At 67.0% G+C, this 25000-nt stretch carries 22 protein-coding genes; 11 read left to right on the forward strand and 11 right to left on the reverse strand.

From position 1 onward, the window contains the following. Positions 1–95 precede the first annotated feature (95 nt). The 8 genes from glnH to AC3IFE_RS22080 all read left to right on the forward strand — a co-directional run bounded on the left by glnH (position 96) and on the right by AC3IFE_RS22080 (position 7355). Positions 96–848, forward strand: coding sequence for a glutamine ABC transporter substrate-binding protein GlnH (glnH, locus tag AC3IFE_RS22045; RefSeq protein ID WP_489191953.1), 753 nt, complete (start codon positions 96–98; stop codon positions 846–848). A 15-nt stretch (positions 849–863) separates the two neighbouring features. Further along, positions 864–1571 (forward strand): glutamine ABC transporter permease GlnP, encoded by a 708-nt coding sequence (gene glnP, locus AC3IFE_RS22050; protein ID WP_179233505.1) that lies wholly within the window; start codon positions 864–866, stop codon positions 1569–1571. After that, complete coding sequence (gene glnQ / locus AC3IFE_RS22055; protein ID WP_011547980.1) at positions 1568–2296, forward strand: glutamine ABC transporter ATP-binding protein GlnQ; 729 nt, start codon at positions 1568–1570, stop codon at positions 2294–2296. Before glnP ends, glnQ begins: the two co-directional genes overlap by 4 nt. A gap of 20 nt (positions 2297–2316) precedes the next feature. Continuing rightward, positions 2317–3366 (forward strand): C45 family autoproteolytic acyltransferase/hydrolase, encoded by a 1050-nt coding sequence (locus AC3IFE_RS22060; RefSeq protein ID WP_489191954.1) that lies wholly within the window; start codon positions 2317–2319, stop codon positions 3364–3366. Positions 3367–3381: 15 nt separating this feature from the next. Further along, complete coding sequence (locus tag AC3IFE_RS22065) at positions 3382–4716, forward strand: aspartate aminotransferase family protein (RefSeq protein WP_489191955.1); 1335 nt, start codon at positions 3382–3384, stop codon at positions 4714–4716. Positions 4717–4741: 25 nt separating this feature from the next. Next, the gene (locus AC3IFE_RS22070; protein WP_089469541.1) at positions 4742–5296 is read left to right on the forward strand and encodes a carboxymuconolactone decarboxylase family protein; all 555 of its coding nucleotides are present in this window, start codon (positions 4742–4744) and stop codon (positions 5294–5296) included. Between the two features lie 207 nt (positions 5297–5503). Then, entirely contained in the window at positions 5504–6403 is a 900-nt protein-coding gene (lpxO, locus tag AC3IFE_RS22075; protein ID WP_489191956.1) for a lipid A hydroxylase LpxO, read from the forward strand. 166 nt (positions 6404–6569) lie between these two features. Next, entirely contained in the window at positions 6570–7355 is a 786-nt protein-coding gene (locus tag AC3IFE_RS22080; RefSeq protein WP_489191957.1) for an extensin, read from the forward strand. Between the two features lie 95 nt (positions 7356–7450). On the opposite strand, the gene ahpF is transcribed toward AC3IFE_RS22080, so the two are convergent. The 4 genes from ahpF to AC3IFE_RS22100 all read right to left on the reverse strand — a co-directional run bounded on the left by ahpF (position 7451) and on the right by AC3IFE_RS22100 (position 11120). Then, positions 7451–9049 carry an alkyl hydroperoxide reductase subunit F gene (ahpF, locus tag AC3IFE_RS22085; RefSeq protein ID WP_089469544.1) on the reverse strand — a complete coding sequence of 533 codons (1599 nt, stop codon included), beginning with the start codon at positions 9047–9049 and terminating at the stop codon, positions 7451–7453. Between the two features lie 123 nt (positions 9050–9172). After that, positions 9173–9736 carry an alkyl hydroperoxide reductase subunit C gene (gene ahpC / locus AC3IFE_RS22090; protein WP_034179823.1) on the reverse strand — a complete coding sequence of 188 codons (564 nt, stop codon included), beginning with the start codon at positions 9734–9736 and terminating at the stop codon, positions 9173–9175. Positions 9737–9915: 179 nt separating this feature from the next. Continuing rightward, positions 9916–10125 (reverse strand): CopG family ribbon-helix-helix protein, encoded by a 210-nt coding sequence (locus AC3IFE_RS22095; protein WP_489191958.1) that lies wholly within the window; start codon positions 10123–10125, stop codon positions 9916–9918. Positions 10126–10223: 98 nt separating this feature from the next. Further along, entirely contained in the window at positions 10224–11120 is an 897-nt protein-coding gene (locus AC3IFE_RS22100; RefSeq protein ID WP_089469547.1) for a LysR substrate-binding domain-containing protein, read from the reverse strand. 178 nt (positions 11121–11298) lie between these two features. Here AC3IFE_RS22100 and AC3IFE_RS22105 point away from each other — a divergent pair, with 178 nt between their 5' ends. The 3 genes from AC3IFE_RS22105 to AC3IFE_RS22115 are packed head-to-tail and all read left to right on the forward strand — an operon-like array spanning position 11299 to position 14272. After that, on the forward strand, positions 11299–12465 hold the full coding sequence (locus AC3IFE_RS22105) for a branched-chain amino acid ABC transporter substrate-binding protein (protein ID WP_489191959.1): 1167 nt from the start codon (positions 11299–11301) through the stop codon (positions 12463–12465). Between the two features lie 33 nt (positions 12466–12498). After that, on the forward strand, positions 12499–13023 hold the full coding sequence (locus AC3IFE_RS22110) for an L-2-amino-thiazoline-4-carboxylic acid hydrolase (protein WP_489191960.1): 525 nt from the start codon (positions 12499–12501) through the stop codon (positions 13021–13023). Further along, positions 13016–14272 carry a Zn-dependent hydrolase gene (locus tag AC3IFE_RS22115; RefSeq protein ID WP_489191961.1) on the forward strand — a complete coding sequence of 419 codons (1257 nt, stop codon included), beginning with the start codon at positions 13016–13018 and terminating at the stop codon, positions 14270–14272. Before AC3IFE_RS22110 ends, AC3IFE_RS22115 begins: the two co-directional genes overlap by 8 nt. A gap of 35 nt (positions 14273–14307) precedes the next feature. On the opposite strand, the gene AC3IFE_RS22120 is transcribed toward AC3IFE_RS22115, so the two are convergent. The 7 genes from AC3IFE_RS22120 to pgaA form a co-directional block, all read right to left on the reverse strand. Further along, positions 14308–15144, reverse strand: a complete 837-nt coding sequence (locus AC3IFE_RS22120) for a c-type cytochrome (RefSeq protein WP_089469551.1) — start codon at positions 15142–15144, stop codon at positions 14308–14310. A gap of 276 nt (positions 15145–15420) precedes the next feature. Next, a complete protein-coding gene (locus tag AC3IFE_RS22125) occupies positions 15421–16686 on the reverse strand; it encodes a hypothetical protein (protein WP_489191962.1) in 1266 nt (421 codons plus the stop codon). Then, entirely contained in the window at positions 16683–18506 is a 1824-nt protein-coding gene (gene glmS / locus AC3IFE_RS22130) for a glutamine--fructose-6-phosphate transaminase (isomerizing) (RefSeq protein WP_489191963.1), read from the reverse strand. Before glmS ends, AC3IFE_RS22125 begins: the two co-directional genes overlap by 4 nt. A 118-nt stretch (positions 18507–18624) precedes the next feature. Further along, the gene (locus tag AC3IFE_RS22135; RefSeq protein WP_089469554.1) at positions 18625–19113 is read right to left on the reverse strand and encodes a Biofilm PGA synthesis auxiliary protein PgaD; all 489 of its coding nucleotides are present in this window, start codon (positions 19111–19113) and stop codon (positions 18625–18627) included. After that, positions 19091–20362, reverse strand: coding sequence for a poly-beta-1,6-N-acetyl-D-glucosamine synthase (pgaC, locus tag AC3IFE_RS22140; RefSeq protein WP_089469555.1), 1272 nt, complete (start codon positions 20360–20362; stop codon positions 19091–19093). The genes AC3IFE_RS22135 and pgaC overlap by 23 nt, the downstream gene beginning before the upstream one ends. After that, positions 20359–22452, reverse strand: coding sequence for a poly-beta-1,6-N-acetyl-D-glucosamine N-deacetylase PgaB (gene pgaB / locus AC3IFE_RS22145; RefSeq protein ID WP_489191964.1), 2094 nt, complete (start codon positions 22450–22452; stop codon positions 20359–20361). The genes pgaC and pgaB overlap by 4 nt, the downstream gene beginning before the upstream one ends. A 13-nt stretch (positions 22453–22465) precedes the next feature. Continuing rightward, the gene (gene pgaA, locus AC3IFE_RS22150) at positions 22466–24985 is read right to left on the reverse strand and encodes a poly-beta-1,6 N-acetyl-D-glucosamine export porin PgaA (RefSeq protein WP_489191965.1); all 2520 of its coding nucleotides are present in this window, start codon (positions 24983–24985) and stop codon (positions 22466–22468) included. Positions 24986–25000 lie beyond the last annotated feature (15 nt).

Raw genomic sequence — 25000 nt, forward strand, 5'->3', positions numbered from 1 at the left:
GTCTAATTCAACATCGCATGTTGCGGTGCGGCTTGCTGTCGTCGTTCCGCCGGCCCGGTGGCCGGTTACATCGCTCAATCATGCGGAGAGAAACCATGAGTCGCCGTTCCTTCCTGAAAGCCGTCGCGGTCGTCGCCGCGCTCGGCGCCAGCCTCGCCCACGCGGACACCAAGACGCTCGTCGTCGGGACCGATACGTCGTTCATGCCGTTCGAGTTCAAGCAGGGCGACAAGTACGTCGGCTTCGATCTCGACCTGTGGGCCGAGATCGCGAAGGACCAGGGCTGGAAATACACGATCCAGCCGATGGATTTCGCGGGCCTGATCCCCGCGCTGCAGACGCAGAACATCGACGTCGCGCTGTCCGGGATGACGATCAAGGAAGAGCGCAAGAAGGCGATCGACTTCTCCGCGCCCTACTACGACAGCGGCCTCGCCGCGATGGTGCAAACCGGCAATACGTCGATCAAGTCGATCGACGACCTGAACGGCAAGGTGGTCGCCGCGAAGACGGGCACCGCGACGATCGACTGGATCAAGGCGCACCTGAAGCCGAAGGAAGTCCGCCAGTTCCCGAACATCGACCAGGCGTACCTCGCGCTCGAAGCCGGCCGCGTCGACGCGGCGATGCACGACACGCCGAACGTGCTGTTCTTCGTGAACAACGAAGGCAAGGGCAAGGTGAAGGTCGCGGGGCAGCCGGTCAGCGGCGACAAGTACGGGATCGGCTTCCCGAAGGGCAGCCCGCTCGTGCCGAAGGTCAATGCGTCGCTCGTGAAGATCAAGGCCGACGGCCGCTACGCGCAGATCTACAAGAAGTGGTTCGGCGCCGAGCCGCCGAAGATGTGAGCGTGACCATGCGCCATGGCGCGGCCGAGCGGCCGCGCCGGTCTTGAATCGAACGGGGAGCGACAAGTGAATTTCGATTGGTCGGCGATCTGGGCGGCGTTGCCGGACCTGATGGACGGGGTCCGGTTGACGGTGTTCATCGCATTGGTGGGGCTGGTGGGCGGTTTCATCGTCGGGATGATCGCGGGGATGTTCCGCGCATACGGACCGAAGGTGATGAACGTGCTCGCCCAGATCTATATTGAGTTGATTCGCGGCACGCCGATCGTCGTGCAGGTGATGTTCCTGTATTTCGCGCTGCCGCTGCTCGCGCATATCCGCATCGACGGCCTGACGGCCGCGATCATCGCGATCACGGTGAATTCCGGCGCGTATCTCGCGGAAGTGGTGCGCGGCGCGCTGCTGTCGATCCCGAAGGGGCTGACGGAAGCGGGGCTCGCGATGGGGCTGTCGATGCCGCGCGTGCTGCTGAAGATCGTCGGGCCGCTGGCGTTCCGGCGGCTGATTCCGCCGCTCGGCAACCAATGCATCGTGAGCCTGAAGGATACGTCGCTGTTCATCGTGATCGGCGTGGGCGAGCTGACGCGCAAGGGGCAGGAAATCATCGCGGGCAATTTCCAGGCGGTCGAGATTTGGAGCGCGGTGGCCGTCATCTACCTGATACTGACCGGCGCGATGACGCTGACGCTTCGGATCGTCGAAAAGCGGATGAAAATCTTATGAGCATGATCGAATTCCAGAACGTGTCGAAGAGCTTCGGCCACGTGCCGGTGTTGAAGAACATCGATCTGAAGATCGACGCGGGCGAGGTGGTCGTCGTGGTCGGCCCGTCGGGCTCGGGCAAATCGACGATGCTGCGCTGTATCAACGCGCTTGAGAAAATCACCGGCGGCGAGCTGCTGGTCGACGGCCAGAGCGTGCGCGGCAACGCGACGACGATCCGCAACATCCGGCTCGAAGCCGGCATGGTGTTCCAGCAGTTCAACCTGTTCCCGCAAATGACCGCGCTCGAGAACGTGATGTTCGGGCCGATGCAGGTGCGCGGCGCGTCGCGCGCCGACGCGCGCGACCAGGCGATGGCGCTGCTCGACAAGGTCGGCCTCGAATCGCGCGCGAATCATTATCCGTCGGAGCTGTCGGGCGGCCAGCAGCAGCGTGTCGCGATCGCGCGTGCGCTTGCGATCCGGCCGCGGCTGATGCTGTTCGACGAGCCGACGTCGGCGCTCGATCCGGAATTGCGTCACGAAGTGCTGAAAGTGATGCAGGATCTCGCGACCGAAGGGATGACGATGATCGTCGTCACGCACGAGATCGGTTTCGCGAAGCGGGTCGGCACGCGGCTGCTGTTCATGGATCAGGGCGGCATTGCCGAGGACGGCCATCCGGTCGACCTGATCGACCGGCCGCCGACGCCGCGTCTGAAGGAATTCCTGAAACACGTGTCCTGAACGGAACCGAATCCACCGACATGCCGCTTTCCCTTTCCCCCGTCATCGCCGGCACGCCGTTCGACATCGGCGTGCGCCTCGGCGAGCTTGCCCGCCCGGTGTTCGACGCGTACATGCAACAGAGCAGCGCATGGCAGGCCGTGCGCCGCTGGCGCGGCCATCCGTTCGTCGACGCATTGCGGCAGGCCGCGCTCGCCGCGTACCCCGATCTCGTCGCGGAACTGGACGGGATCGCGGCGGGTATCGGCTGGCCGGCCGAAGATATCTTCCTGTGGAATTGCCGCGGCGAACTGATCCACAACGCGCCGGACGGCTGCACGACGCTCGCCGCGCGCGAGGCGAACGGCACGCGCTGGATCGCGCACAACGAGGACGGCGATCCGTATCTGCGCGAACGCTGCCTGCTCGTCGACGTGCAGCCGCAGGGGAAGCCCGGCTTCATCAGCTTCTATTACCCGGGCTCGCTGCCCGGGCATACGTTCGCCGCGAACCGCGCGGGCATCGCGCAGGCGATCAACAACCTGCGGATTCGCACGCCGGCGGTTGGCGTGCCGCGGATGATCCTCGCGCGCGCGGTGCTCGATGCGACGTCGCTCGATGCGGCGGCCGACGTGCTGCGTTCGCATGCGCGCGCGAGCGGCTTTCATCACACGATCGCTGCGACCGGCGATGCGCGAGTGCTCAGCATCGAGGCGAGCGTCGCGCGCTGTTCGGTTATCGACGTCGCGCATCTCAGTGGGCACGCGAACCATCTCGTGCATGCCGGTTGCGACGCGGAAGCGCAGATCATCACGCAGTCGTCGGGCGACCGTCAGCGACGCGTCGACGCGTTGACGCCCGGCATCGACACGATCGACGCAGCCGCGCTGCTGCGCGTGCTCGGCGATCGCGCGCCGGAAGGGCTGCCGATCTATCGCGACGATCCGGCCGATCCCGACGACGAGAACACGCTCGCGACCGCGGTGTTCGAGATTCATGACACCGCGATCGACTTCACCGTTCATCAACACGGCACGCAGCGCTTCGCGACGCACATCGTGCCGTCCGCGCACGCGCCCAGCGCGTCCTGATCCTTGAGGCAACGCATGACGACCGTTTTCCATCGCGCCCCGCGCGCCACCTTGCCCGTTGCCGTCGCAGGCGACGGCATCGAGATCATCGATTCGACCGGTAAACGCTATATCGACGCTTGCGGCGGCGCGGCCGTCTCGTGTCTCGGCCACAGCAACCAGCGCGTGATCGACGCGATCAAGCGGCAGGCGCAGCAATTGCCTTACGCGCATACGTCGTTCTTCACGACCGAGGTGGCCGAGAAACTGGCCGACCGGCTCGTCGACGGCGCGCCGGCCGGGCTCGACCACGTGTATTTCGTGTCGGGCGGCTCCGAGGCGATCGAGGCCGCGCTGAAGCTCGCGCGCCAGTATTTCGTCGAGAAGGGCGAGCCGCAGCGCCGTCATTTCATCGCCCGGCGCCAGAGCTATCACGGCAATACGCTCGGCGCGCTCGCGATCGGCGGCAACGCATGGCGGCGCGAGCCGTTCCTGCCGCTGCTGATCGAAGCGCACCACGTGAGCCCGTGCTATGCATACCGTGACCAGCAGGCGGGCGAAACCGACGAAGCGTACGCGCAGCGTCTGGCCGACGAGCTCGAACGGAAGATCGTCGAACTCGGCGCGGAAAACGTCGCGGCGTTCGTCGCGGAAACGGTGGTCGGCGCGACGGCCGGCGCGGTGCCGCCGGTGCGCACGTACCTGAAGAAAATTCGCGCGGTGTGCGACAAGTACGGCGTGCTGCTGATCCTCGACGAGATCATGTCGGGGATGGGGCGCACGGGCTACCTGTACGCATGCGATGAAGACGACGTCGCGCCCGATCTGCTGACGATCGCGAAAGGGCTCGGCGCCGGCTATCAGCCGATCGGGGCGACGCTGGTGAGCGACCGCATCTATCGCACGATCGTCGACGGCTCGGGCTTCTTTCAGCACGGTCACACGTACCTCGGCCACGCGACCGCATGCGCGGCCGCGCTTGAAGTGCAGCGCGTGATCGCGGAAGACAAGCTGCTCGACAACGTGAAGGCGCGCGGCGAGCAGTTGCGAGCGTCGTTGCGCGAGCATTACGGCACGCATCCGCATGTCGGCGACGTGCGCGGCCGCGGACTGTTCGTCGGCGTCGAACTCGTGCGCGATCGCGATACCAAGGCGACGTTCGACCCCGCGTTGAAGCTGCATGTGGCGGTCAAGCGCGAAGCGATGCAGCGGGGGTTGATGGTATATCCGATGGGTGGCACGATCGACGGCGTGCACGGCGATCACATCCTGATCGCGCCGCCGTTCGTGTGCACCGCGCAGCAGATCGACACGATCGTCGAGCGGCTGTCGGGCGCGATCGGCGCGGCGCTCGCGTCGGCCGGCGCGTGAGCCCCGACTTCAACGATTCCTCGCCATGACAGACAGACTGCCTCCTTTCGATCCCGCATCGGCCACCGACGAACAGAAGGCCGTGCTCGCCGATATTCTCAGCGGCCCGCGCGGCAACCTGAACGGGCCGTTCCTCGGCTGGATCGCGAGCCCTGAACTGGCCCAGCACGCACAGAAGCTTGGCGCGTTCTGTCGCTATCGCACCGGGCTGCCGCTGCGTCTGTCGGAACTCGCGATTCTCGTGACGGCCGCGCGCTGGCGCTCGCAGGCCGAGTGGCACATCCATCACCCGATCGCGCTCGATGCCGGCGTGCCGGCCGCGACGGCCGATGCGATCCGCCTTGGGGTCGCGCCCGCATTCGAATCGGACGACGACGCGCTGATCCATGCGTTCGCGACGGAGTTGTACGACACGAAGCGCGTGAGCGATGCCACGTTCGCGCGTGCGCAGGCGCGCTTCGGGCACGAGACCGTCGTGAATCTCGTCGCGCTGCTCGGCTATTACGCGCTCGTCGCGATGACGCTCAACACGTTCGGGATGCGCGCGGACGGACAAACTGATTTGCCGTTTCCGGAATAATCGCCGCCGGCGTGTGCGTCGGTAGCCTGCCGCGCATGCATGCAGATTGCCCGAAAAGCCCGTATCTACGGGCTTTTCGGCGTTTTGGCACGGATCGATCGGCCATCTCGTCGCGTTGCGAGACCTACACCACGCGATCTCACCGTCAGAGCAAGAAATTTTTCCCGTACCTAGAATTCTCGCAAACGGCTTACGGGAGAAATATCGATGCGCTGGGTCCTGTTGATCGTGTTTATTGCGTGTGTCGTCTACACGCATCGGCGCGGCAAGGTTCGGCACCGGTTGTTCAGGCAACTATCCGACCACTCGACCTTTACCGCACCGCTGAACTGCTTTTCGTATGCGTTCTCGTCGGTGCCGACCACGCCGTTTCTCGACACCGATCTCTTTCCGGAGCTCGCGGTACTGCAACGCGAATGGCGCACGTTTCGCCGCGAAGCGCTCGCATTGCGCGACGCGAGCCGGATCAAGGCGTCGGGCGAGTACGACGACATCGGCTTCAATTCGTTTTTTCGCCGCGGCTGGAAGCGGTTCTACCTGAAGTGGTACGACGCGCCCCATCCGTCCGCGCAGGCGCTGTGTCCGGGCTCGGTCGAGATCCTGTCGCGGATTCCGTCGATCAAGGCGGCGATGTTCGCGCAGTTGCCGCCGGACGGGCAACTCGGGCTGCATCGCGATCCGTATGCGGGCTCGCTGCGCTATCACCTGGGGCTCGATACGCCGAACGACGATGCGTGCCGGATCGTCGTCGACGGCGAATCGTATGCGTGGCGCGACGGCGACGCCGTGATGTTCGACGAGACGTACCTGCACTGGGCCGAAAACCGCACCGCGCACGATCGCGTGATCCTGTTCTGCGACGTCGCGCGCCCGATGAAATATCGCTGGGCGCAGCGCGTCAACGATGCGGTCGGGCAACTGCTGATGCGCGCGGCCGCATCGCCGAACGAAACGGGCGATCGTACGGGCGGGCTCAATCGCGCGTTCCGGTACCTGTATGCGATTCGCCGCGCCGGCAAGCGGCTCAAGGCGTGGAATCGTACCGTGTATTACATCGTCAAGTGGCTGCTGTTCGGCGGGATCGCGGTCGCGATTTTCTGCATCTGACCGGCGAGGGCGAGCGGTTTCTTCTCGTCTGACGATAGGCGGCGCGGCCTCGCGCGGCGTCGGCGGCCCCGCGCCGTCATCAATGCAACCAAATGTATTCGTGCGAGATCAACGCGCATTGGCCGCGTATGATGGCCTGTTCACATCGATATGTCGGTGAGCAAGCATGACGAGTACCCGTAAAACCATGTTGATCGCCGGCGGGCTCCTGGTAGCCGCGGCCGGCACCGCGTACGTGATGCTCCTGCGCGCGGACCACCGTGCGATCGAAGACGCCGGCATCGCCGATTCGGCCGCACCTGTTGCCGCGGCGCCCGCGGGCAACGATCACGCGGTGCAGGGCGCGATCGTGCCGCCGGCGCCGGCTGCTGCGACAGCGCCGAAACAGGCGGCCGCCGTGCCGCCTCCCGCACCAACCGCATCCACCGCACCCCCGCCCGCGCCGGCCGCAACCGCGCGCGTCGACGCCGCGCCTGCACCCGTGCCGGTCGTCAGCGACAAGCCGCAACCGGTGACGAAGCCGGCCGCACCGCCGCCGAAGGTCAACGTCGTGACGGTGGATGCACAGGATTCGACCCCATCGGCCCCGGCCCCGGCCGCGAAACCCGCTCAGTCGGCTCCCGCCGCACAGGTCACGCAACGCGCGCCGCGCAAGCGCGACGGCCTCGAACGCCACGCCGCCGCGGCGTCGCCGGCCGCGACGAAATCCGAAACGCCGGAGACGGCCGCGCTCGTCAGGGAGTCGGCGAAGCTCGATCCGGCGTTGCCGCCGCCGTCGATGTCGACGGTGTCGTCGATGCCGGCGAACACGGGTTCGTACCGGCAGGGCGGTTCGTCGTCCGGCGCGAATCCCGTGGCGGCCGCGATGACCGAGCAACTGGTCAGGCAGTCGAGCAGTTTCAAATCGACGGCGCCTGCGCCAGCGGACGGCGGCTCGACCGCGACCAAGTAATCGCGAACGCCGCCGGCATAAAAAACGCCCCGCACGCCGACCAAAGCATGCGGGGCCAAGAGAGACAAACTTCGATGTCGTCGGGCTGACGTCCGTCAGGCGGCGACCGCTTCTTCGGCCTGCGGTTGAGCGGTTGCCACCGGCGCCACGTCCTGCCGGATCAGGTGGTCGAACGCACCGAGCGACGCCTTCGCGCCTTCGCCGACCGCGATCACGATCTGCTTGAACGGCACCGTCGTCACGTCGCCGGCGGCGAACACGCCCGGCACCGACGTCGCGCCGCGCGCATCGACGACGATCTCGCCATGCTTCGACAGTTCGACCGTGCCTTTCAGCCATTCGGTGTTCGGCACGAGGCCGATCTGCACGAACACGCCTTCGAGATCGATGCGCTGCGTGTCGCCCGAACGCAGATCCTTGTACACGAGCCCGTTCAGCTTGCTGCCGTCGCCGGTCAGCTCGGTCGTCTGCGCCTGCGTGACGATCGTCACGTTCGGCAGGCTGCGCAGCTTGCGCTGCAGCACTTCGTCCGCGCGCAGTTGCGTGCCGAATTCGATCAGCGTGACTGCCTTGACGATGCCGGCGAGGTCGATCGCCGCCTCGACACCCGAGTTGCCGCCGCCGACCACCGCGACGCGCTTGCCCTTGAACAGCGGCCCGTCGCAGTGCGGGCAGTACGCGACCCCGCGGTTGCGGTATTCGCGCTCGCCCGGCACGTTGATTTCGCGCCAGCGTGCGCCGGTCGCGAGGACGATCGTCTTCGCTTTCAGCACCGCGCCGTTCGCGAGGCGGATCTCGTGCACGTCGCCCGGAATCAGCGCGTCGGCGCGCTGCACGTCCATGATGTCGACGTCGTACTGCTTCACGTGCTGTTCGAGTGCGGTCGCGAACTTCGGCCCTTCGGTTTCCTGCACCGATACGAAGTTCTCGATCGCCATCGTGTCCAGCACCTGGCCGCCGAAACGCTCGGCGACGACACCCGTCGCGATGCCCTTGCGTGCCGAGTAGATCGCCGCGGCCGCGCCTGCCGGGCCGCCGCCGACGATCAGCGTGTCGAACACCGGCTTGTTCTCGAGCGACTTCGCCGCGCGTTCGCTCGCACCCGTGTCGAGCTTCGCGAGGATTTCCTTTACGCTGCTGCGGCCCTGGCCGAACGATGCACCGTTGAGGAACATCGTCGGCACGGCCATGATCTGGCGCGACTCGACTTCGTTCTGGAACAGCGCGCCGTCGATCGCGACGTGGCGGATGCGCGGGTTGATCAGCGACATCACGTTCAGTGCCTGCACGACTTCCGGGCAGTTCTGGCACGACAGCGAGAAATACGTTTCGAACGCGTAGTCGCCGTCGAGCGCGCGAATCTGCTCGATCACGTCGTCGTCGAGCTTGATCGGATGGCCGCCCGTCTGCAGCAGCGCGAGCACGAGCGACGTGAATTCATGGCCCATCGGGATGCCGGCGAAGCGGATGCCGGCCGGCTTGCCGGGCTCGCCGATCGAGAACGACGGTTTGCGCTCGGCGTCGTCGCGGCGTTCGGCTACGGTCACGCGATCCGTCAGCGACGCAATCTCGGTCAGCAGCGCCAGCAGTTCCTGCGATTTCGCGCTGTCGTCGAGCGAGGCGACGAGTTCGATCGGGCGCGTGATCTTTTCGAGGTACGCTTTGAGTTGGTTCTTGAGATTGGCGTCGAGCATGGCGTTTCGGATTCCGTATTGATGATTCTGGTCGGGCACGTCGTGCCGGAGGAGGGCGCGGGCCGTGCGAGGCGGCCCGGGGTGATGCATGTCGCGCGCCCCGTGCGAGGCGCGCGGCGACCCTTAGATCTTGCCGATCAGGTCGAGCGACGGGGTCAGCGTTTCCGCACCCGGCGTCCACTTGGCCGGGCACACTTCACCCGGGTGAGCGGCGATGTATTGCGCGGCCTGGACCTTGCGCAGCAGTTCGCCCGCGTCGCGGCCGATGCCGTTGTCGTGGATTTCGCACAGCTTGATCTCGCCTTCCGGGTTGATCACGAACGTGCCGCGCAGCGCCATCCCTTCTTCCTCGATCAGTACGTCGAAGTTGCGCGACAACGTGAGCGTCGGGTCGCCGATCATCGGGTACTTGATCTTGCCGATCGTGTCCGACGTGTCGTGCCATGCCTTGTGCGTGAAGTGCGTGTCGGTCGACACGCCATAGATTTCGACACCCAGCTTCTGGAATTCCGCGTAACGGTCGGCGAGGTCGCCCAGTTCGGTCGGGCAGACGAACGTGAAGTCGGCCGGGTAGAACACGACGACGGACCACTTGCCCTTGAAGTTCTCTTCCGAGACGGGCACGAATTCGCCGTTGTGGTAAGCGGTTGCCTTGAACGGCTTGATTTGGGTGTTGATGATCGGCATCTGGACAATTCCTTTTCGTCAGGGGTGAGTGGAGTGTTGCCAGTATCCGGGTTCACCCTGAACTTGTGAAATTGCTTGTTTCAATCCGGGGCATCGGGATTTTCTATCTGCTTCCGGCCCTTGATTGGCGGGGCGGGGAGGGATGCATCGGGTGGGCAGGAGATGGGCTGTACATGTCTTCACCATGCCGGGCCCAGGTCCTCTTGGCTGACGATCTCGCGCCCCTTCCATAGACCGAACACATTGTTGACGAGTGTGTGTTCGTGTCGCGCGATATAGGCATCGATTGCGTCGCCGATGATTTCGGCGCGGGAGCGGTTCTTGGCCCCTGCGATGATGCTCAACACGGCGTGCTGGTCGTCCGACAGATCGATCGGGATCGTGCGCATGACGCATCCATCATTGGTATGCGACCGCGTAAATGCAAGGTTGCACCTATCTGAAGCGCATGCCGCTTTGCGGTTCGGTTGGCGGGGCAAACCCCCGCTCAAATCCCCGCCATCTTCCGCAACCACGCCGCCAGCCGCCGCGCTCCGTCCGGCATGTCCGCGTCCTCGCGCGTGCACAGGTAGTAATCGCGCCCGTCGTCGAGCGCGTGATCGAACAACTGCACGAGCTCGCCGTTCGCCAGTTCGCGCTGGACCAGCGGCGCGCGCAGCAACGCGGCCCCGAGATCCGCGCGGGCGGCGCTCAGCGTGAGCTGGCCATCCTCGAACATCGGCCCCACCGCGTGCGACACGTGCCGCACGCCGGCGCCCTGCAGCCAGTTGACCCACGTGCTGCGATCCTCGTCGTGCACGAGCGGCGCGCGCGAGAGATCGGCCGGCGTGCGGAACGGCCCGTGACGCTTCAGGAACGACGGGCTGCACATCGGCACCATCGCACCCGGCAGCAGCCGCTCGCAGCGATAGCCGGGCCAGTCGCCGGTGCCGAAGCGGATCGACAGGTCCGACGCGTCGCTTCGGTAGTTGCGGTGGTGCGCGTACAGCACCGTGACGTCGACATCGGTGTTGTCGGCGAGGAACGCATGCAGCCGCGGGATGAACCAGCCGATGCCGAGCAGCGGAATCAGGCTGACGGTGATCTGGCGCAGCGACGAACGGTCGCGCACGAAGCGCGTCGCGCTGCGCAGCACCGAGAACGCCGCGCTGATCGACCGGTAGTAGTCGCGGCCTTCGTCGGTGAGCGCGAGCAGCCGGCCTTCGCGTACCGTCAGCGGCGTCTGGATGAACGCCTCGAGCAGTTGCAGCTGATGGCTGACCGCCGACGGCGTGATGTCGAGTTCGCCTGCCGCCGCGGTGACCGAGCCGAGACGCGCGAACGCTTCGAACGCACGCACCGCGCGCAGTGGGGGATCGTGCGGCAATTGTTCGATATTTTTCATGTATCGAATTTTATCGAAAAGTCATGGCGAGCGGCAACACAAAAATATCCATTATTTACAGGGTGATACGTTAATGTGGCGGGAACGGTATAAGCATCCAACAATTGGGTATTTGGGGTTTGGATGCCGAATATTTAATATTTTTCATGTTTAAGATCCAGCCGACCAATCTCCTCACATGAAAATCGCTTTCCTCTCCGCCAGCTTCGCCTTCTCGACGGCCGCCCTGGTCGCCGCCGCTCCCGCGTCCGCGCAGTCCGCGCCCCAGACCGTCCTGATCGGTCTCGCCGCGCCGCTCACCGGCCCGTCCGCGCGGATCGGCAAGGATCTGCAGAACGGCGCGCAACTCGCGATCGACGACGCGAACGCGAAACATCCAACCATCGGCGGCAAGCCGGTCGTCTACAAGCTCATCGCGGCCGACGACCAGTCCGACCCGCGCACGGCCGTCGCGGTCGCACAGCAACTCGTCGACCAGCACGTGATCGGCGTCGTCGGTCACTGGAACACGGGCTGCAGCGTGCCGGCGTCGCGCGTGTACCGCGATGCGGGCATCCCGCAGATCGCGCCGGCGTCCACCGGCCATCAATACACGCAGCAGGGCTACGCGACCGCGTTCCGCATCATGGGGCACGACGATGCCGGTGGCCACTTCACCGGTGCGTACGCGGTGAAGACGCTGAAGGCGAAGCGCATCGCGGTGATCGACGATCGCACGTCGTTCGGCGCGGGGCTGGCCGACCAGTTCATCAAGGGCGTGCAGGCGAACGGCGGCGCGATCGTCGATCGTCAGTACGTGAACGACAAGACGACCGACTTCAGCGGCGTGCTGACCGCGATCAAGGGCAAGCGCTCGGATCTCGTGTTCTTCGGCGGCCTCGACGCGCAGGCCGCGCCGATCGCGCGCCGGATGCGTCAGCTCGGCGTGAACGCGCCGCTGCTCGGTGCGGGCGGCTTCGTCAGTCAGACCTTCCTGTCGCTCGCCGGCAAGGACGGCGACGGCGTGACGGCGCTCGAACCGGGCCTGCCGCTCGACCGGATGCCGGGCGGCAAGGCGTTCGACACGCAATACCAGGCACGCTTTCACGCGCCGATCGAGCTACACGCGCCGTTCGCGTACGACGCGGCCGCCACGCTGATCGCGGCCGCGCAGAAGGCCGGCACGACGCAGCCGGCGAAGCTGGTCGCGGCCGTTCGTGCCATCGAGCGGCCCGGCGGGACCGGGCGCATCGCGTTCGACGCCGAAGGCAACCTGAAGGACCCGGCCTTCACGATCTACCGGGTGCGCGGCGACAAGTGGGCCGTCGTCGACGTGCTCGGCGGCTCGCGCACCGCGGCCCAGTGACGACACGACGACACAACGACCGAGACGATTCCCATGACACAAGCGAACCCGACATCCGCCGCCGCACCCGAGGACACGCGCCTCGGGATCCTCGCGCGGCGCCGCATCGAAGCGGAAATCATCAAGCCGATCTACGAGATCATGAAGCGCGAATTCGGCGCCGAGCGCGCACAGGCCGTGATCGCGGAAGCCGTACGCGGCGCGGCCGTCGACGCGGGCCGCACGTTCGCCGCGCAGGAGCCGGACGGCACGAGCGTGAAGTCGTTCGTCGCGCTGCAGGTGCTGTGGGAGAAGGACGATGCGCTCGACGTCGAGGTGCGGCGCGCCGACGACGCGCACTACGACTACGACGTGCATCGCTGCAGTTATGCGGAGATGTATCACGCGATGGGGCTCGGCGAGATCGGGCATCTGCTGAGCTGCGCGCGCGACAGCTATTTCATCCAGGGCTATGCGCCGGACATCGCGCTCACGCGCACGAGCACGATCATGCAGGGCGGCAAGCGCTGCGATTTCCGCTATGCGCTGCAACACGCGCAGGAGAACGGCGATGCGTGACGATACCGATATGGCGAGCATGCCGCGCGTCGACGGCGAGCGCCTGTGGGCGTCGCTCGAACGGATGGCGCAGATCGGCGCGACGCCGAAGGGCGGCGTCTGCCGTCTCGCGCTGACCGATCTCGACCGCGAGTCGCGCGACCTGTTCGTGCAGTGGGCGCGCGACGCCGGCTGCACGGTGCGCGTCGACCGGATGGGCAACGTGTTCGCGCGCCGCGCGGGCCGCCGCCCCGACGCCGCGCCGGTGATGACGGGCTCGCACGCCGATTCGCAGCCGACCGGCGGCCGCTACGACGGCATCTACGGCGTGCTCGGCGGGCTCGAGGTCGTGCGCGCGCTGAACGACGCGGGCATCGAGACCGAGCGCCCGATCGACGTCGTGATCTGGACCAACGAGGAAGGCTCGCGCTTCGCGCCGGCGATGGTGTCGGCCGGCGTGTTCTCGGGCGTCTATACGCTCGAATACGGGCTGTCGCGCACCGACGGCGCGGGCCGGACGATCGGCGAGGAACTCGAACGGATCGGCTACGCGGGCGCGGAGCCGGTCGGCGGCTATCCGGTGCACGCGGCATACGAACTGCATATCGAGCAGGGCGCGATTCTGGAGCGCGCCGGCAAGACGATCGGCGTCGTGACGGCCGGGCAGGGGCAGCGCTGGTACGAGGTGACGCTTACCGGTGTCGACGCGCACGCCGGTACGACGCCGATGGCGTTCCGGCGCGACGCGCTGGTCGGCGCGGCGCGGATGATCTCGTTCATCGAACTGCTCGGCCGCCGTTACGCACCGGATGCGCGCGCAACGGTCGGGATGATCGAGGCCCGGCCGAATTCGCGCAACACGGTGCCGGGCGGCTGCTTCTTCACGGTCGAATTCCGTCACCCCGACGATGCGGTACTCGACGAACTGGACGCGGCGCTGCGCGCGGAACTCGCACGTGTGGCCGACGAAGCCGGCCTCGGCGCGCGGATCGAGCAGATCTTCACGTATGCGCCGGTGCCGTTCGCGCCGCGCTGCATCGACACGGTGCGTGATGCGGCGCGCTCGCTCGGGCTGTCGCACATGGACATCGTGTCCGGCGCGGGCCACGACGCGTGCTATGTCGCGCGGGTCGCGCCGACCGGGATGATCTTCGTGCCGTGCGTCGACGGGCTGAGCCACAACGAGGCCGAAGCGATTACGCCGGAATGGGCGACGGCCGGCGCCGACGTGCTGTTGCGCGCGGTGCTGCAGAGCGCGCGGGAAGCGTAAGCGCGACGCGTGCGGCCGGGCGGCGGCCACGCGCGTTACTTTGCCGCCTTGCGCCGCGCCATATACGCGAGATACGCGACGATCTGGTCGAGTTCGCGGTCGCTCAGCTGATCGGGCGGAAACGCCGGCATGCTGCGGCCCGGCCAGTCGCGCACCGACGCCGGGTTGCGGATGTAGCGGCGCAGCGCGGCGGGCTGGAAGTAGTCGACCGGGTTCATCGGCGTGTTCAGGTCGGGGCCGGCGCGGCTGCTGCCGGCGCCGTCGATGCGATGACACGCGAGGCATTGCGTGACGAACAGCCGCTGGCCCGCGCGGGCCGGATCGTTCGCCGGCAATGCGGCGTCGACCGCGAGCGACGGCCAGCGCGCGAGCGGCGACGATTCGATCGTGATGCGCACGATCTGGTACGGCCACTGCTCGCCGCGCACCGACGACGCGTCCGGCCCCAGCCAGACGAGATAGAACGGCCCCGCGCCGACCTGCTTGCCGGGCAGCTTCGGCCACGGATGAGCCGGGTCCTCGATCGCGAGCCACGGGGTCGCGCCGGCCGGCGCGCGGCGGCGCACGAGATCGAGCGGCAGTTGCGCGGCGAACCCGTCGGCCGCGCGCGTTTCGAGCACGCCGTCGGCCGGCAGCGGCGTGTCGCCGAGCAGCGCGGCGAACGGCACAGCGCGGAACGTCATCGGCCGGCCGTATGCGATGTCACGCGGCACGTGGATGTCGGTCGCATCGGCGCGCGCGAGCAGCGTCTGGCGGGTGAGGGTGCGGGCCGTGCCGTCGGTGTCGAGTTCGAGCGTGGACTGGGCCGACGCGCGTTGCCCGAGCAGGCAAACCGTCAGCAGCACGAGCGAAAACCACTGGCGCTTCAGCATTCGTTCTCCGGGAAGGGGCGTTCCGGCGGCGGCAGGAGGCGGGACGCCGCGGCCGATGGAAGGAATCGGGCGACAGTCTATCCGGTACGGGCGGCGCTGGCGAATTCGGCAGAGGAAAGGCACGGCGGTCGTGGTCGGCAGGCCCGCGACGGCGCGTCCGACTACCGGGTTGGCGAAGCGGGGGCGCAGCGCAGTTCGGGACGCGGAAGACGAAGCGCACGCCGGCGACACGCGGCCCGCCCGCGTTCACGACGACATGGCGTTACCGGCCCACCGTCAATGATTCGAGCACGACACGTCTTTCCTCGGCATCGGCGTGTCCTGCTTCGGTTCGACATCGGCTTCGCGCATCCCCGACGGCGTCAGCGACACGAAATGCATCGCCGTGCCGCGTGCCGGAAAACCGGCGATGCCGGTCGAGCCCCACGGAATCGGCGAGCGCTGTACGCCGCTCACCGCGATGTCCGCCGGCGCGAGCGCGAGCGTCAGCAGCCGCCCGTCGCGGGTCGGCACGTACGCGTGCGTGCCGGACACGCCGATGTCCGATTCGCGCACCGATGCGGGCAGGCAATCGAGCGTCGCCGTGCGGCGGCCGTCCGGTGCGATCAGCATCGCGACGCCGCGATCGTCCGCCGTCGTCGTGACGACGATGAAACGGTCGATCTCCGGCACATAGGCGGCCGAATACACGTAGTACTGGATCGCGCCGTTCAGCGATCCGAACGTTTGCAGCTTCGCGGTGACCGGGTCGAACATCGCATATTCGAGCGTCGCGTCCGTGCTGCCTTCGATGAACTTCTGCCATACCAGCAGCGCGTTGCGCGGCGAGCCCGCGATCACGGGCCACCACTCGCGGCGGTGCGGCGCGACCGCGACGTGGTTCAGCACGCGCCCGGCCGCGTCGTAGGTTTTCAGGTACACGCCGTTGCCGCTGCCGAGGTTGTCGACCCCGCCGCCGTTGACCCAGTCGGCCGAATAGAACACGACGAAGCGGTCGGCGACCGTCGCGACGTGCCCCGAATGGCCGCCCGATTCGACGTCGTTCGGGTAGGGCTTGATCGGCTTCAGGTCGCGTCGGTAGACGCCATAGCGCTGGCTGACTTCCTGCGGCGCGTTCCAGCCGTCCTCGAACGTGACGAAGATGTCGCCGCGCGCGTTCTGCGCGATCGACACGGGTTCCTGCGCCTCGGGGCGGCTGATGAACGTGCGCACGTGCAGCAGGCGCGGCTCGCCGGGCCGCCATTCGCCGACGTACACGTTGTGCGGCCAGTTGCCGCTGCGCAGCGCACCGCGCGGCACGATGCCCGAGCTGCTGAAGAACACCCAGCGTTTGCCGTCGCCGGCGTCGGCCACGCCGATGCCGTGCATGAAGCGCCGCGGGTCGCCGCTGTCTCGCGGCGACGGGGCGCTCGACACGGTGACCGTATGCACGGCCGGCGCGCCGGCCAAGGCCGGCGACGCCGCGCCGATGCCGCCCGCGCCGCAGAGCACGGCCGCGGCCAGCCGCGTGAGCGCCCGTACCGGGCGTGGTCGCCGGATCATTCGACGGTCACCGATTTCGCGAGGTTGCGCGGCTTGTCGACATCGGCGCCGCGCGCGCAGCCGACGTGATACGCGAGCAGTTGCAGCGGGATCACGTTGACGATCGGCGACAGCAGGTCGCCCGATTCGCGCACGCGGATCAGGTGCGTGTCGCGGTCGGCGTCGATTTCGAGCTGATTGCCGGCCAGCACGTAGAGCCGGCCGCCGCGCGCACGCACCTCGGCCATGTTGGACTTCAGCTTCTGGAACAGGCGGTCGTCCGGCGCGATCGTGACGACCGGCATCGCGCTCGTGACGAGCGCGAGCGGCCCGTGCTTCAGCTCGCCGGCCGCATAGCCTTCCGCGTGGATGTACGACACTTCCTTGAGCTTCAGCGCGCCTTCCAGCGCGATCGGGAAATGGATGCCGCGGCCGAGGAACAGCGCGTTCTCGGTGCGCGCGAATTTCGTGGCCCAGCCCATGATCTGCGTTTCCAGCGCGAGCGCATGGCCGATGCGGTCCGGCAGCGCGCGCAATTGCTTCAGGTGCGTCGCGACTTGCGCGGCATCGAGCCGGCCGCGCAGTTGCGCGAGCGTCAGTGTCAGCACGAACAGCGCGACGAGCTGCGTCGTGAACGCCTTGGTGGACGCGACGCCGAGTTCGGCTCCGGCTCGCGTCAGGAACCGCAGCGGCGCGTTGCGCGCGATCGTACTGGTCGCGACGTTGCAGATCGCCATCGACAAATCCTGGCCCATCGCGCGCGCCTGCTCGATCGCGCCGATGGTGTCGGCCGTTTCGCCCGACTGCGAGATGCCGACGACGAGCGTGCGCGGATCGGCCACCGTGTCGCGGTAGCGGTATTCGCTGGCGATTTCGACCTGGGCCGGCACGCCCGCGATGCTTTCGAGCCAGTACTTCGCGGTCAGCCCCGCGTAGTAGCTGGTGCCGCAGCCGAGCAGCAGCACGCTTCTGACCCGCGACAGCAGCGCGCGCGTGCCGTCCGTCGCGTCGAACAGCGCCGGCGAGATCGCGTCGATGCCGTCGAGCGTGCTGTCGATCGCCTTCGGCTGCTCGAAGATTTCCTTCTGCATGAAGTGCTGGTACGGGCCGAGCGCGGCGTCGTCCGCGCGCGCCTTCACCTCGCACAACGGGCGCCGCGCTTCCTGCCCGCCCGCATCGACCACGGCGATGCGATCCGGCGTGATCAGCGCGACGTCGCCGTCCTCCAGGTACACGAAGCGGTCGGTCAGGTCGCCGAGCGCCGCGCAATCGGACGCGAGGTAGTTCTGCTCGGCGCCGATGCCGATCACGAGCGGCGAGCCGGCGCGCGCGGCGACGAGGCGCTGCGGCTCGCGCGCGCCGAGCACCGCGATCGCGTATGCGCCGTGCAGCCGTTTGACGGCGCGCACCACCGCGTCGAACAAGTCGTCGCGATAGAGGCTGTGGATCAGATGCGCGATGACCTCGGTGTCGGTCTGTCCGCGAAACGTATAGCCGCGTTGCTTCAGTTCGGCACGCAGCGTGTCGTGGTTCTCGATGATCCCGTTGTGCACGACGGCGATCGTGTCGCCCGACATGATCGGGTGCGCGTTCATTTCAGACGGCGCGCCGTGCGTCGCCCAGCGCGTATGTGCGATGCAGGTTCGCGCTTCGAGGCCGAGCGTCAGCACGCGATCCTGCAGGTCCGTCACGCGTCGCAGCGTACGTTCGCTGCGCAGGCGGCCGTCGCCCTGCACGGCGATGCCGCACGAATCGTAGCCGCGATATTCGAGCCGGCTCAGCGCATTGACCAGTTGCGGCACCTGATTGTTCAGGCCGCTTGCTCCGACGATTCCGCACATGATTCACCTCGTCTCCAGGAAGTTGCCGGCAGGCGCGCGACGCGCGCCAGCACATTGTCAGAAGCGGTGCCGCGTCGCGCGGCAGGTGTCGCGCCCGGCGCGACACGTCTTCGGCGAGCTATTCGCGGGGTTGCGGCTCCGCGTGTGCGATCCACTCGATGCCCGAGATCGACCCGTTCGCATCGTGCGACGCGACGAGAATGCGCGTCGTGCGCCGCGCGCCGCGCCGGCGCGCGCTCGCGAACGCGGTCGGCGGCACCGAGCGCACCTTCACGCTGGCCGAGCGCCGCAGCATCTTCGATACGCGTAACCGATAGGCGAAGGGATGCACGACGCGCCCCGCGATCAGCCACATGACGATCGTGCCGGCGATCAGCGCGATGCTCGTCACGTAGAACACGATCTGTTCGATCGGCATCTCGGCCTCGTTGAACGGCAACAGGTAGCGGTACGTATAAATGCAGATCGATGCCCATACGCCCCCGACCAGCGCGGGCCGCACGAGGCGGAACCACGCGACGAGCACGGGCCCGACGATGCTGCCGCGTTCGGCGATCATGTCGCGCGGTGCACGCAGGGAGAGATCAATAATCGGCGCGTTCTTCATGTTGAATGCCTCGGTCGGGACTGACCCAAACGGCGCGCTTGCCGCGGCCCCGCAGTACGACGGCGGGCAGGGCGACGACGGTGGTGATCATGCTGATCAGCCAGAACGCGACGGGGTACCAGATGGTGTCAAGGAAGTACATCAGGAGTTTTTCGTCGTAACGACGATCGATCATGCTGCCGATGATCAGCTGCAGGATGCAGGTCGCGACCAGCAGCATCCCGTGCCAGTGCGGCACCACGGACACATGCCAGTTCGGCGGAAGCGGGTAGACGACGTCGATCAGCGCGAGCAGCAGGATGAACGTCATCGAGTACGCCCATGCGATGCCGATCAGGTACTCGGCGAACAGCGGCCACATCATCATCTGCGTCGGCCGCATCAGCGTGCCCGCATACTTGAGCAGCACCTGGATGCCGCCCTTCGACCAGCGCAGCCGCTGCCGGTAGAGCCCCTTGATCGTCTCGGGCATCAGGATCCAGCTGAGCGCGTGCGGCTCGTACACGATGCGCCAGTCGCGGCATTGCAGCTTCCAGCTGATGTCGATGTCCTCGGTCAGCATGTCGGAGCTCCAGTAGCCGACGTCGGCGAGCGCGGTCTTGCGGAACATCGTGATCACGCCCGACACCGTGAAGATGCGGCCGTACACCTGCTGCGTGCGCTTGATCAGCCCGACGATCGACGAGAATTCGCCCACCTGCATGCGGCCGAGCAGCGACGTGCGCGTGCGGATGCGCGGGTTGCCGGTCACCGCGCCGACGCCCGGGTCGGTCAGGAAGTGCTCGAGCATCCAGCCGATCGCGTCGTGCGCGAGCAGCGCGTCGCCGTCGATGCACAGCAGGTACTCCGCGTTCGACACGGCCGCCGCGGTCGTGAGCCCGACCGCCTTGCCTTCGTTGCGCGCGTGATGGATCACGAGCAGCCGCGGGATCTCGACGGCCAGCGCGTTGAGGATCTCGCCCGTGCGATCCTTGCTGCCGTCGTTGACCGCGATGATGTCGTAGTTCGGATACTGCATCCCGTTCAGATGGGTGATCACGCTGCGCGCGTTCGCGGCTTCGTTGAAGCAGGGCACGACGATCGAGACCTTCGGGATGCCGCTCGACGCGATCGTGCGCGTCGACAGCTCGCGGCCTTCCTCGAGCAGGAAGTAGTGCACGACGCCACCGATCATCCACAGATACGACATGAAGAACGGATAGTAGAAGACGAAATCCTGCAGGCGCTGGATGAGGCTGTGGGAGGTCATGGCGTCTTGGTTCCCTGCGTGTGCTGCATCTGCATCAGCGCGTTGATCGAGGTGGGGTCGAGGCGCGACTTCAGCGACATCACGTCCCGCATCGCGTCGAGCTCCGGCTGGCCGTTCAGGAAGTTGTCGGGGTAGTAGCCGAAATTCACGGCCCCCTCGCCGCGCAGCCTCCGCATCTGCGCGAGCAGCGTGCTGGCGGGCACCGCCTTCCGCCCGTGCCAGTCGTACGACTGCAGTTCGAACACGGTGCGCTGCAGCCCGCGCTGCTTCGTGCGTACCGCCTTCACGAGCTGGTCGAGCCAGCCTTCCGGGTCCTTCGCCTGTTCCATGTACGGCATCGCCATCAGCGCGACGTAGTCGTAGGCGGCGAGGAAATCGTCGTAGTTCTGCGCATACCACGCTTCCGATTCGGGCTTGAGCACCGGCATCGCGAAGATGTTGCGCGCGGTCAGCACGTCGCCGACGTTCTGATGGGCCAGCACGATCTGTTCGAGCTGCCGGGTCAGGTCGATCAGGTAGCGCGTCTTCTGGCGCGTCCAGCGCTTCATCAGATCGGGGTTCTCGCGGATCTTGCCGACGTCGGCCGGCAGCCCCCATTGCGAATACACGCGCAGCGCATGCCGGCTCGCGTCCTCGTAGTCGTCGAGCACCGCATCGTCGCTGAACAGGATGCCGCTGAACGACGCGTGCTTGCTGAGATCCTCGTAGATCTGCTGGATCATCAGTCGCGCATCGGGATCGAACGGGCTCAGCCGGAACACGCGCGTGCCGTTCTCGCGGGCCGGCGCACCGCCGTATGCGGTGACGGCCTCGAGGCCGCGCTGCTTGTCGGCCGGCGGCCGGAACGCGAGCACCGGCATCCATGCGTACACCTGCACGTTGGCGCGCGTATTGAGTTGCCATGCGGCGCGCGAGAACAGGTCGGAACGCATCGGCAGGTGCCGGTTCGGGAAATACACCGCTTCGGCCACGCCCGTGCCCTTCGGGTCCGCATACGCTTGCAGGTACACCGATTTCGGCTGCATCCGGTAGATGCGCTCGATCAGCTTGCCGAGATTCGTTTCCTGCCGCGCGGGATCGGGATCGTAGACCTGGTCGAGGTCGACCTGCACGGTGCGCTCGGGCACGTCGACGTCGCCGCGGTTCGACGCCGGCTCGCGCATCGAGCGCTCGAACCCGCCGATGTCGACGTCGTACATCATCAGGATCCGTCTCAGCCGGTCGAGCGGCACGTCAGGCGTATTCGGGCCGGCGTCGAGGCTGAACTGGACGTCCATGCCGAGCGACGTCGAGATCTGGCGCACGGGCTGGTTTTCCGCGCCGTACGGCCACACCATCGAGCGCGCGACGATGCCGGTGCGTTCGCGAATCTGCCGGACGCACGTCTGCAGGTCGTCGTGCACGCGTGCATGGAATTCCGCGTCGGTCTCATAGCGTTTCTGGTCTTGCAGGTAGAGATGCGACGTGGTCGCCGGCAGCTCGTTGCCTTGCGGATTCGCGACCGCGCCGTGATGGAGGTTGTGGGTGTGGCAGCCGAGCTCGACGAATTCCGACTGCCCGAGCTTCTTCACCTCGTCCCACGACAGGAAGTAGTCGCGCGGCACCTGAACCTTGTCGCTGATGCGGATCGGCGTATCCGGCGGCGTGTCGATCCACGCGGTGACGAGGCCCATCACGGCCGGATACTTGAAACGCTCCAGCAGCGGCAGCACCTTCGTGTAGTGGCTGCGGAAGCCGTCGTCGAACGTGAGCAGCACCGAGCGCGGCGGCAGCGGCTTGCCGCCGCGCCGCGATTCCTCGATCTGCTTGACCGTGATGGTGTGGTAATTGTTGGTCTGCAGCCACGAGAAGATCGCGGTGAGCGTGCCGGTGTCGACCGCGAACGGATCGATGATGGCCGACGGCGACGAAAACGACGCCATCAGGTTGTCGCGCACGTCGTGCATGCAGATCACGCGAAACGTCTTGCCGTCGGCCGGATCGGACGGCGGCAGCAAGTCGATCATCTTGGCGCCGGTCACGCTCGGGAACAGCGAACAGGCGGCGAACGTGCCGAGGCATCCGCACATGAAGGTCCGTCTGGATTGCATTCAGAGCTCCTTGCTAAAACGGCAGGTTGAGCGACAGGAAGCCGGTTTCGGAGCGCTCGCGCTGGCCGTCGTATGCGTGACTGCTGACCTCGACGCCGTAACTCAGCGTGATGTCGTGCTTGAACGTCCACGCGTGCTCGAGGCGCGCGCTCCACAGCGGGCTGGAGCCGAAGCCGCGCTCGTTGTACACGCCGCCCGACACCGACACGCGCTGTCGCAGCCCCATGTCGCCCTTCTTCCACAGCGTCAGCTGATGCATGACGGTCGCGGCGGCCGCGTAGTCGCGACCGGGGCTGAAGTAGGGCGCGTCCTGACGCGTGTTGCTGTCCGTGCCCAGATTCAGCGAGACGTTGACGAGCTGGTTCGCGGCCGTGTATACGCGCTGGGTGGCGGTCGCCGAGATCTCCTGGTGGAAGTTCGAATCGCTGTAGCGGCTCACGCCGTAGTTCAGCCTGACTTCGCGCCGGTCGTTCTGGCGATACACGACCTCGACGTTCGCGGAGCGGCCCCAGATGTGCGTGGCATACGCCTTCCACGGCAGCGAGTTGTCGTTGGTGTCGAGCCCCGCGCTGACGGTCCAGTAGTCGTTCAGCGCGTATGCGATCGTCCCGCGGCCGCCGGTTCGGCCGTCCGAGCCCAGCGAGCGCGTGACTTCGCCCAGCACCGTGAGCGGCCCGTGCCGGTAGTCGCCGCCGATGCCCGTGCGCGTGCGGCTGAGGTTCCCGCCGTCGGTCTGCGCGAAGCCGTAGAACGTGTGCGAGAACACGCGCCAGTTGTCGCCGAACGGTTGCGAATACACATAGCTGTCCGACGTGAAGCTGTTGTCGGCCAGCGCGCTGTTGCCGTGCTCGAAGCTCAGGTCGGTCGTGAACACCGGGCTGCGGTAAGCCTTGTAGTCGCGCTTGAAGCCGCGCACGGCGCCGCTGTCCGGGAACGTGTCGCCGAGCGTCTGGTCGACGGTCTTCGCGCTCGCGTAGTCGTCCGCCACGAGCGATGCGCGGCCGAGGCCCGCGAGCATTTCGACGCTGTCCGGATGATCGGTCAGCGACGCGCGATACATCGAGATCGCCTGGCGCGGATGCGACTGGCCCGACACGGCGTCGGCATGCGCGGCGCGGATTTCCGCGTTGAAGGGCACCTGTTGCTCGAGCGCTTCGAGCGCGGCGATTCCCTGATCGACGTGTCCCGTGAAGATCAGGTACTGCGCGCGCAGCCGGTAGTAGCGCAGATAGTCGCTTTCTCCCGGGCCGACGTTGGTCACCTGCTTGACCGGCGGCAGCGATTTCTCCATGTCGTCGAGCACCTGCTTCGCTTCCGGCGCGCGCGCCTGGTCGACGTACGACCAGAACAGCCCTTCGCGCAGCTCGATCGGCTGCGTGCGGGCGCCGTACTGGAAGCCGCGGGTCGCGCGATCGGTCGGCGACGCGGTGGCCTGCTGCAGCGCCCGCGCGTAGACGGCGTTCGCCTTGGCCGGTTCGCTCAGGTACAGGTACGCATCGCCGACGGCCGCGAGCGCGTCGATCGAGATCTCCGCGTTGGACGGAATCGTCTCGAACGTCGCGACGGCCTGCTTCATGTCGCCGCGCGCCGCAAGGGCGACGACCCGGTCGCCCGCGAGTGCGGTGCGGACCGGGGTGTACTCGGGCGTGGGCGGGATCCGCTTGTCGAGGTCGTTCGCCTCGCGCAGGGCGTTGTCGATGCCGTCGAAGCGGTCCGAACTCGTCATCGAACGCGACTTGTCGCGTCCGCCGCGCACTTGCTGGCGAATCGACAGTTCTTCCAGTTGCGCGATGTCGACGGCGGAGAACGCATCGGGCCGGGCCTTCGCTTCTTCGAGCGCCTTGACCGCGCCGCCGCTCGCGGCAAGACCGAACACGTCGTTGCGCACCGTCGCGACGTCGGCGGTGCGCAGATTCGGCGCCTGCGCATTCGGCGCCTCGACGTCGGGCCCTTGCGATCGCTGGATCGGCTCGCCGGGGAGCTGCGCGCCCGGCGACTGCGAATTCGGTTGCCGGGACGACGGCGGCTCGGCGCCGGATGGCTGGGTCACGGGCGCGGGCGAATTCGGCATCGGCGTGCCGGATGCCTGCGCGATGAGCGTCGGCGTAGCGCGCGTATCCGGCGAGGCGGGGGGCGCGGCTTGGGCGAGTTGCTGTGGGGCATCCGACGTGCGCGCACGTGGCGCCGGCGCATCCGGCGGCGCGGTGTCGACGAATGCCTGCGCAAGCAGCATGGGTGCATCCGATGATGGTGCGCTCGGCTGCGGCGCATCGGGGTCCACCACGACCGTGGTCGGCATCGCCGGAGCGGCTCCATGGGCTATCCGCATCGACGCATCCGAGGCCCGCGCGATCGGCGTCGGCGCTGGAGGAGGCTGCGTACCCGAACCCAGGGCGACCTGCGGCTTCGCGTCGCCTTCGGCGGCAAGGCATGGGCCGGACGCGACGAGCAGGCACAGCAGCGGCGCATGCAGGAGGATCCGCCGGGTCGGCGGAACGACGGTGGTGCATTGTTGTTGACGATTGTTAGCCACGATGTCTCCTCACTG

Source organism: Burkholderia sp. APQ4-4ca, from assembly GCF_057837105.1.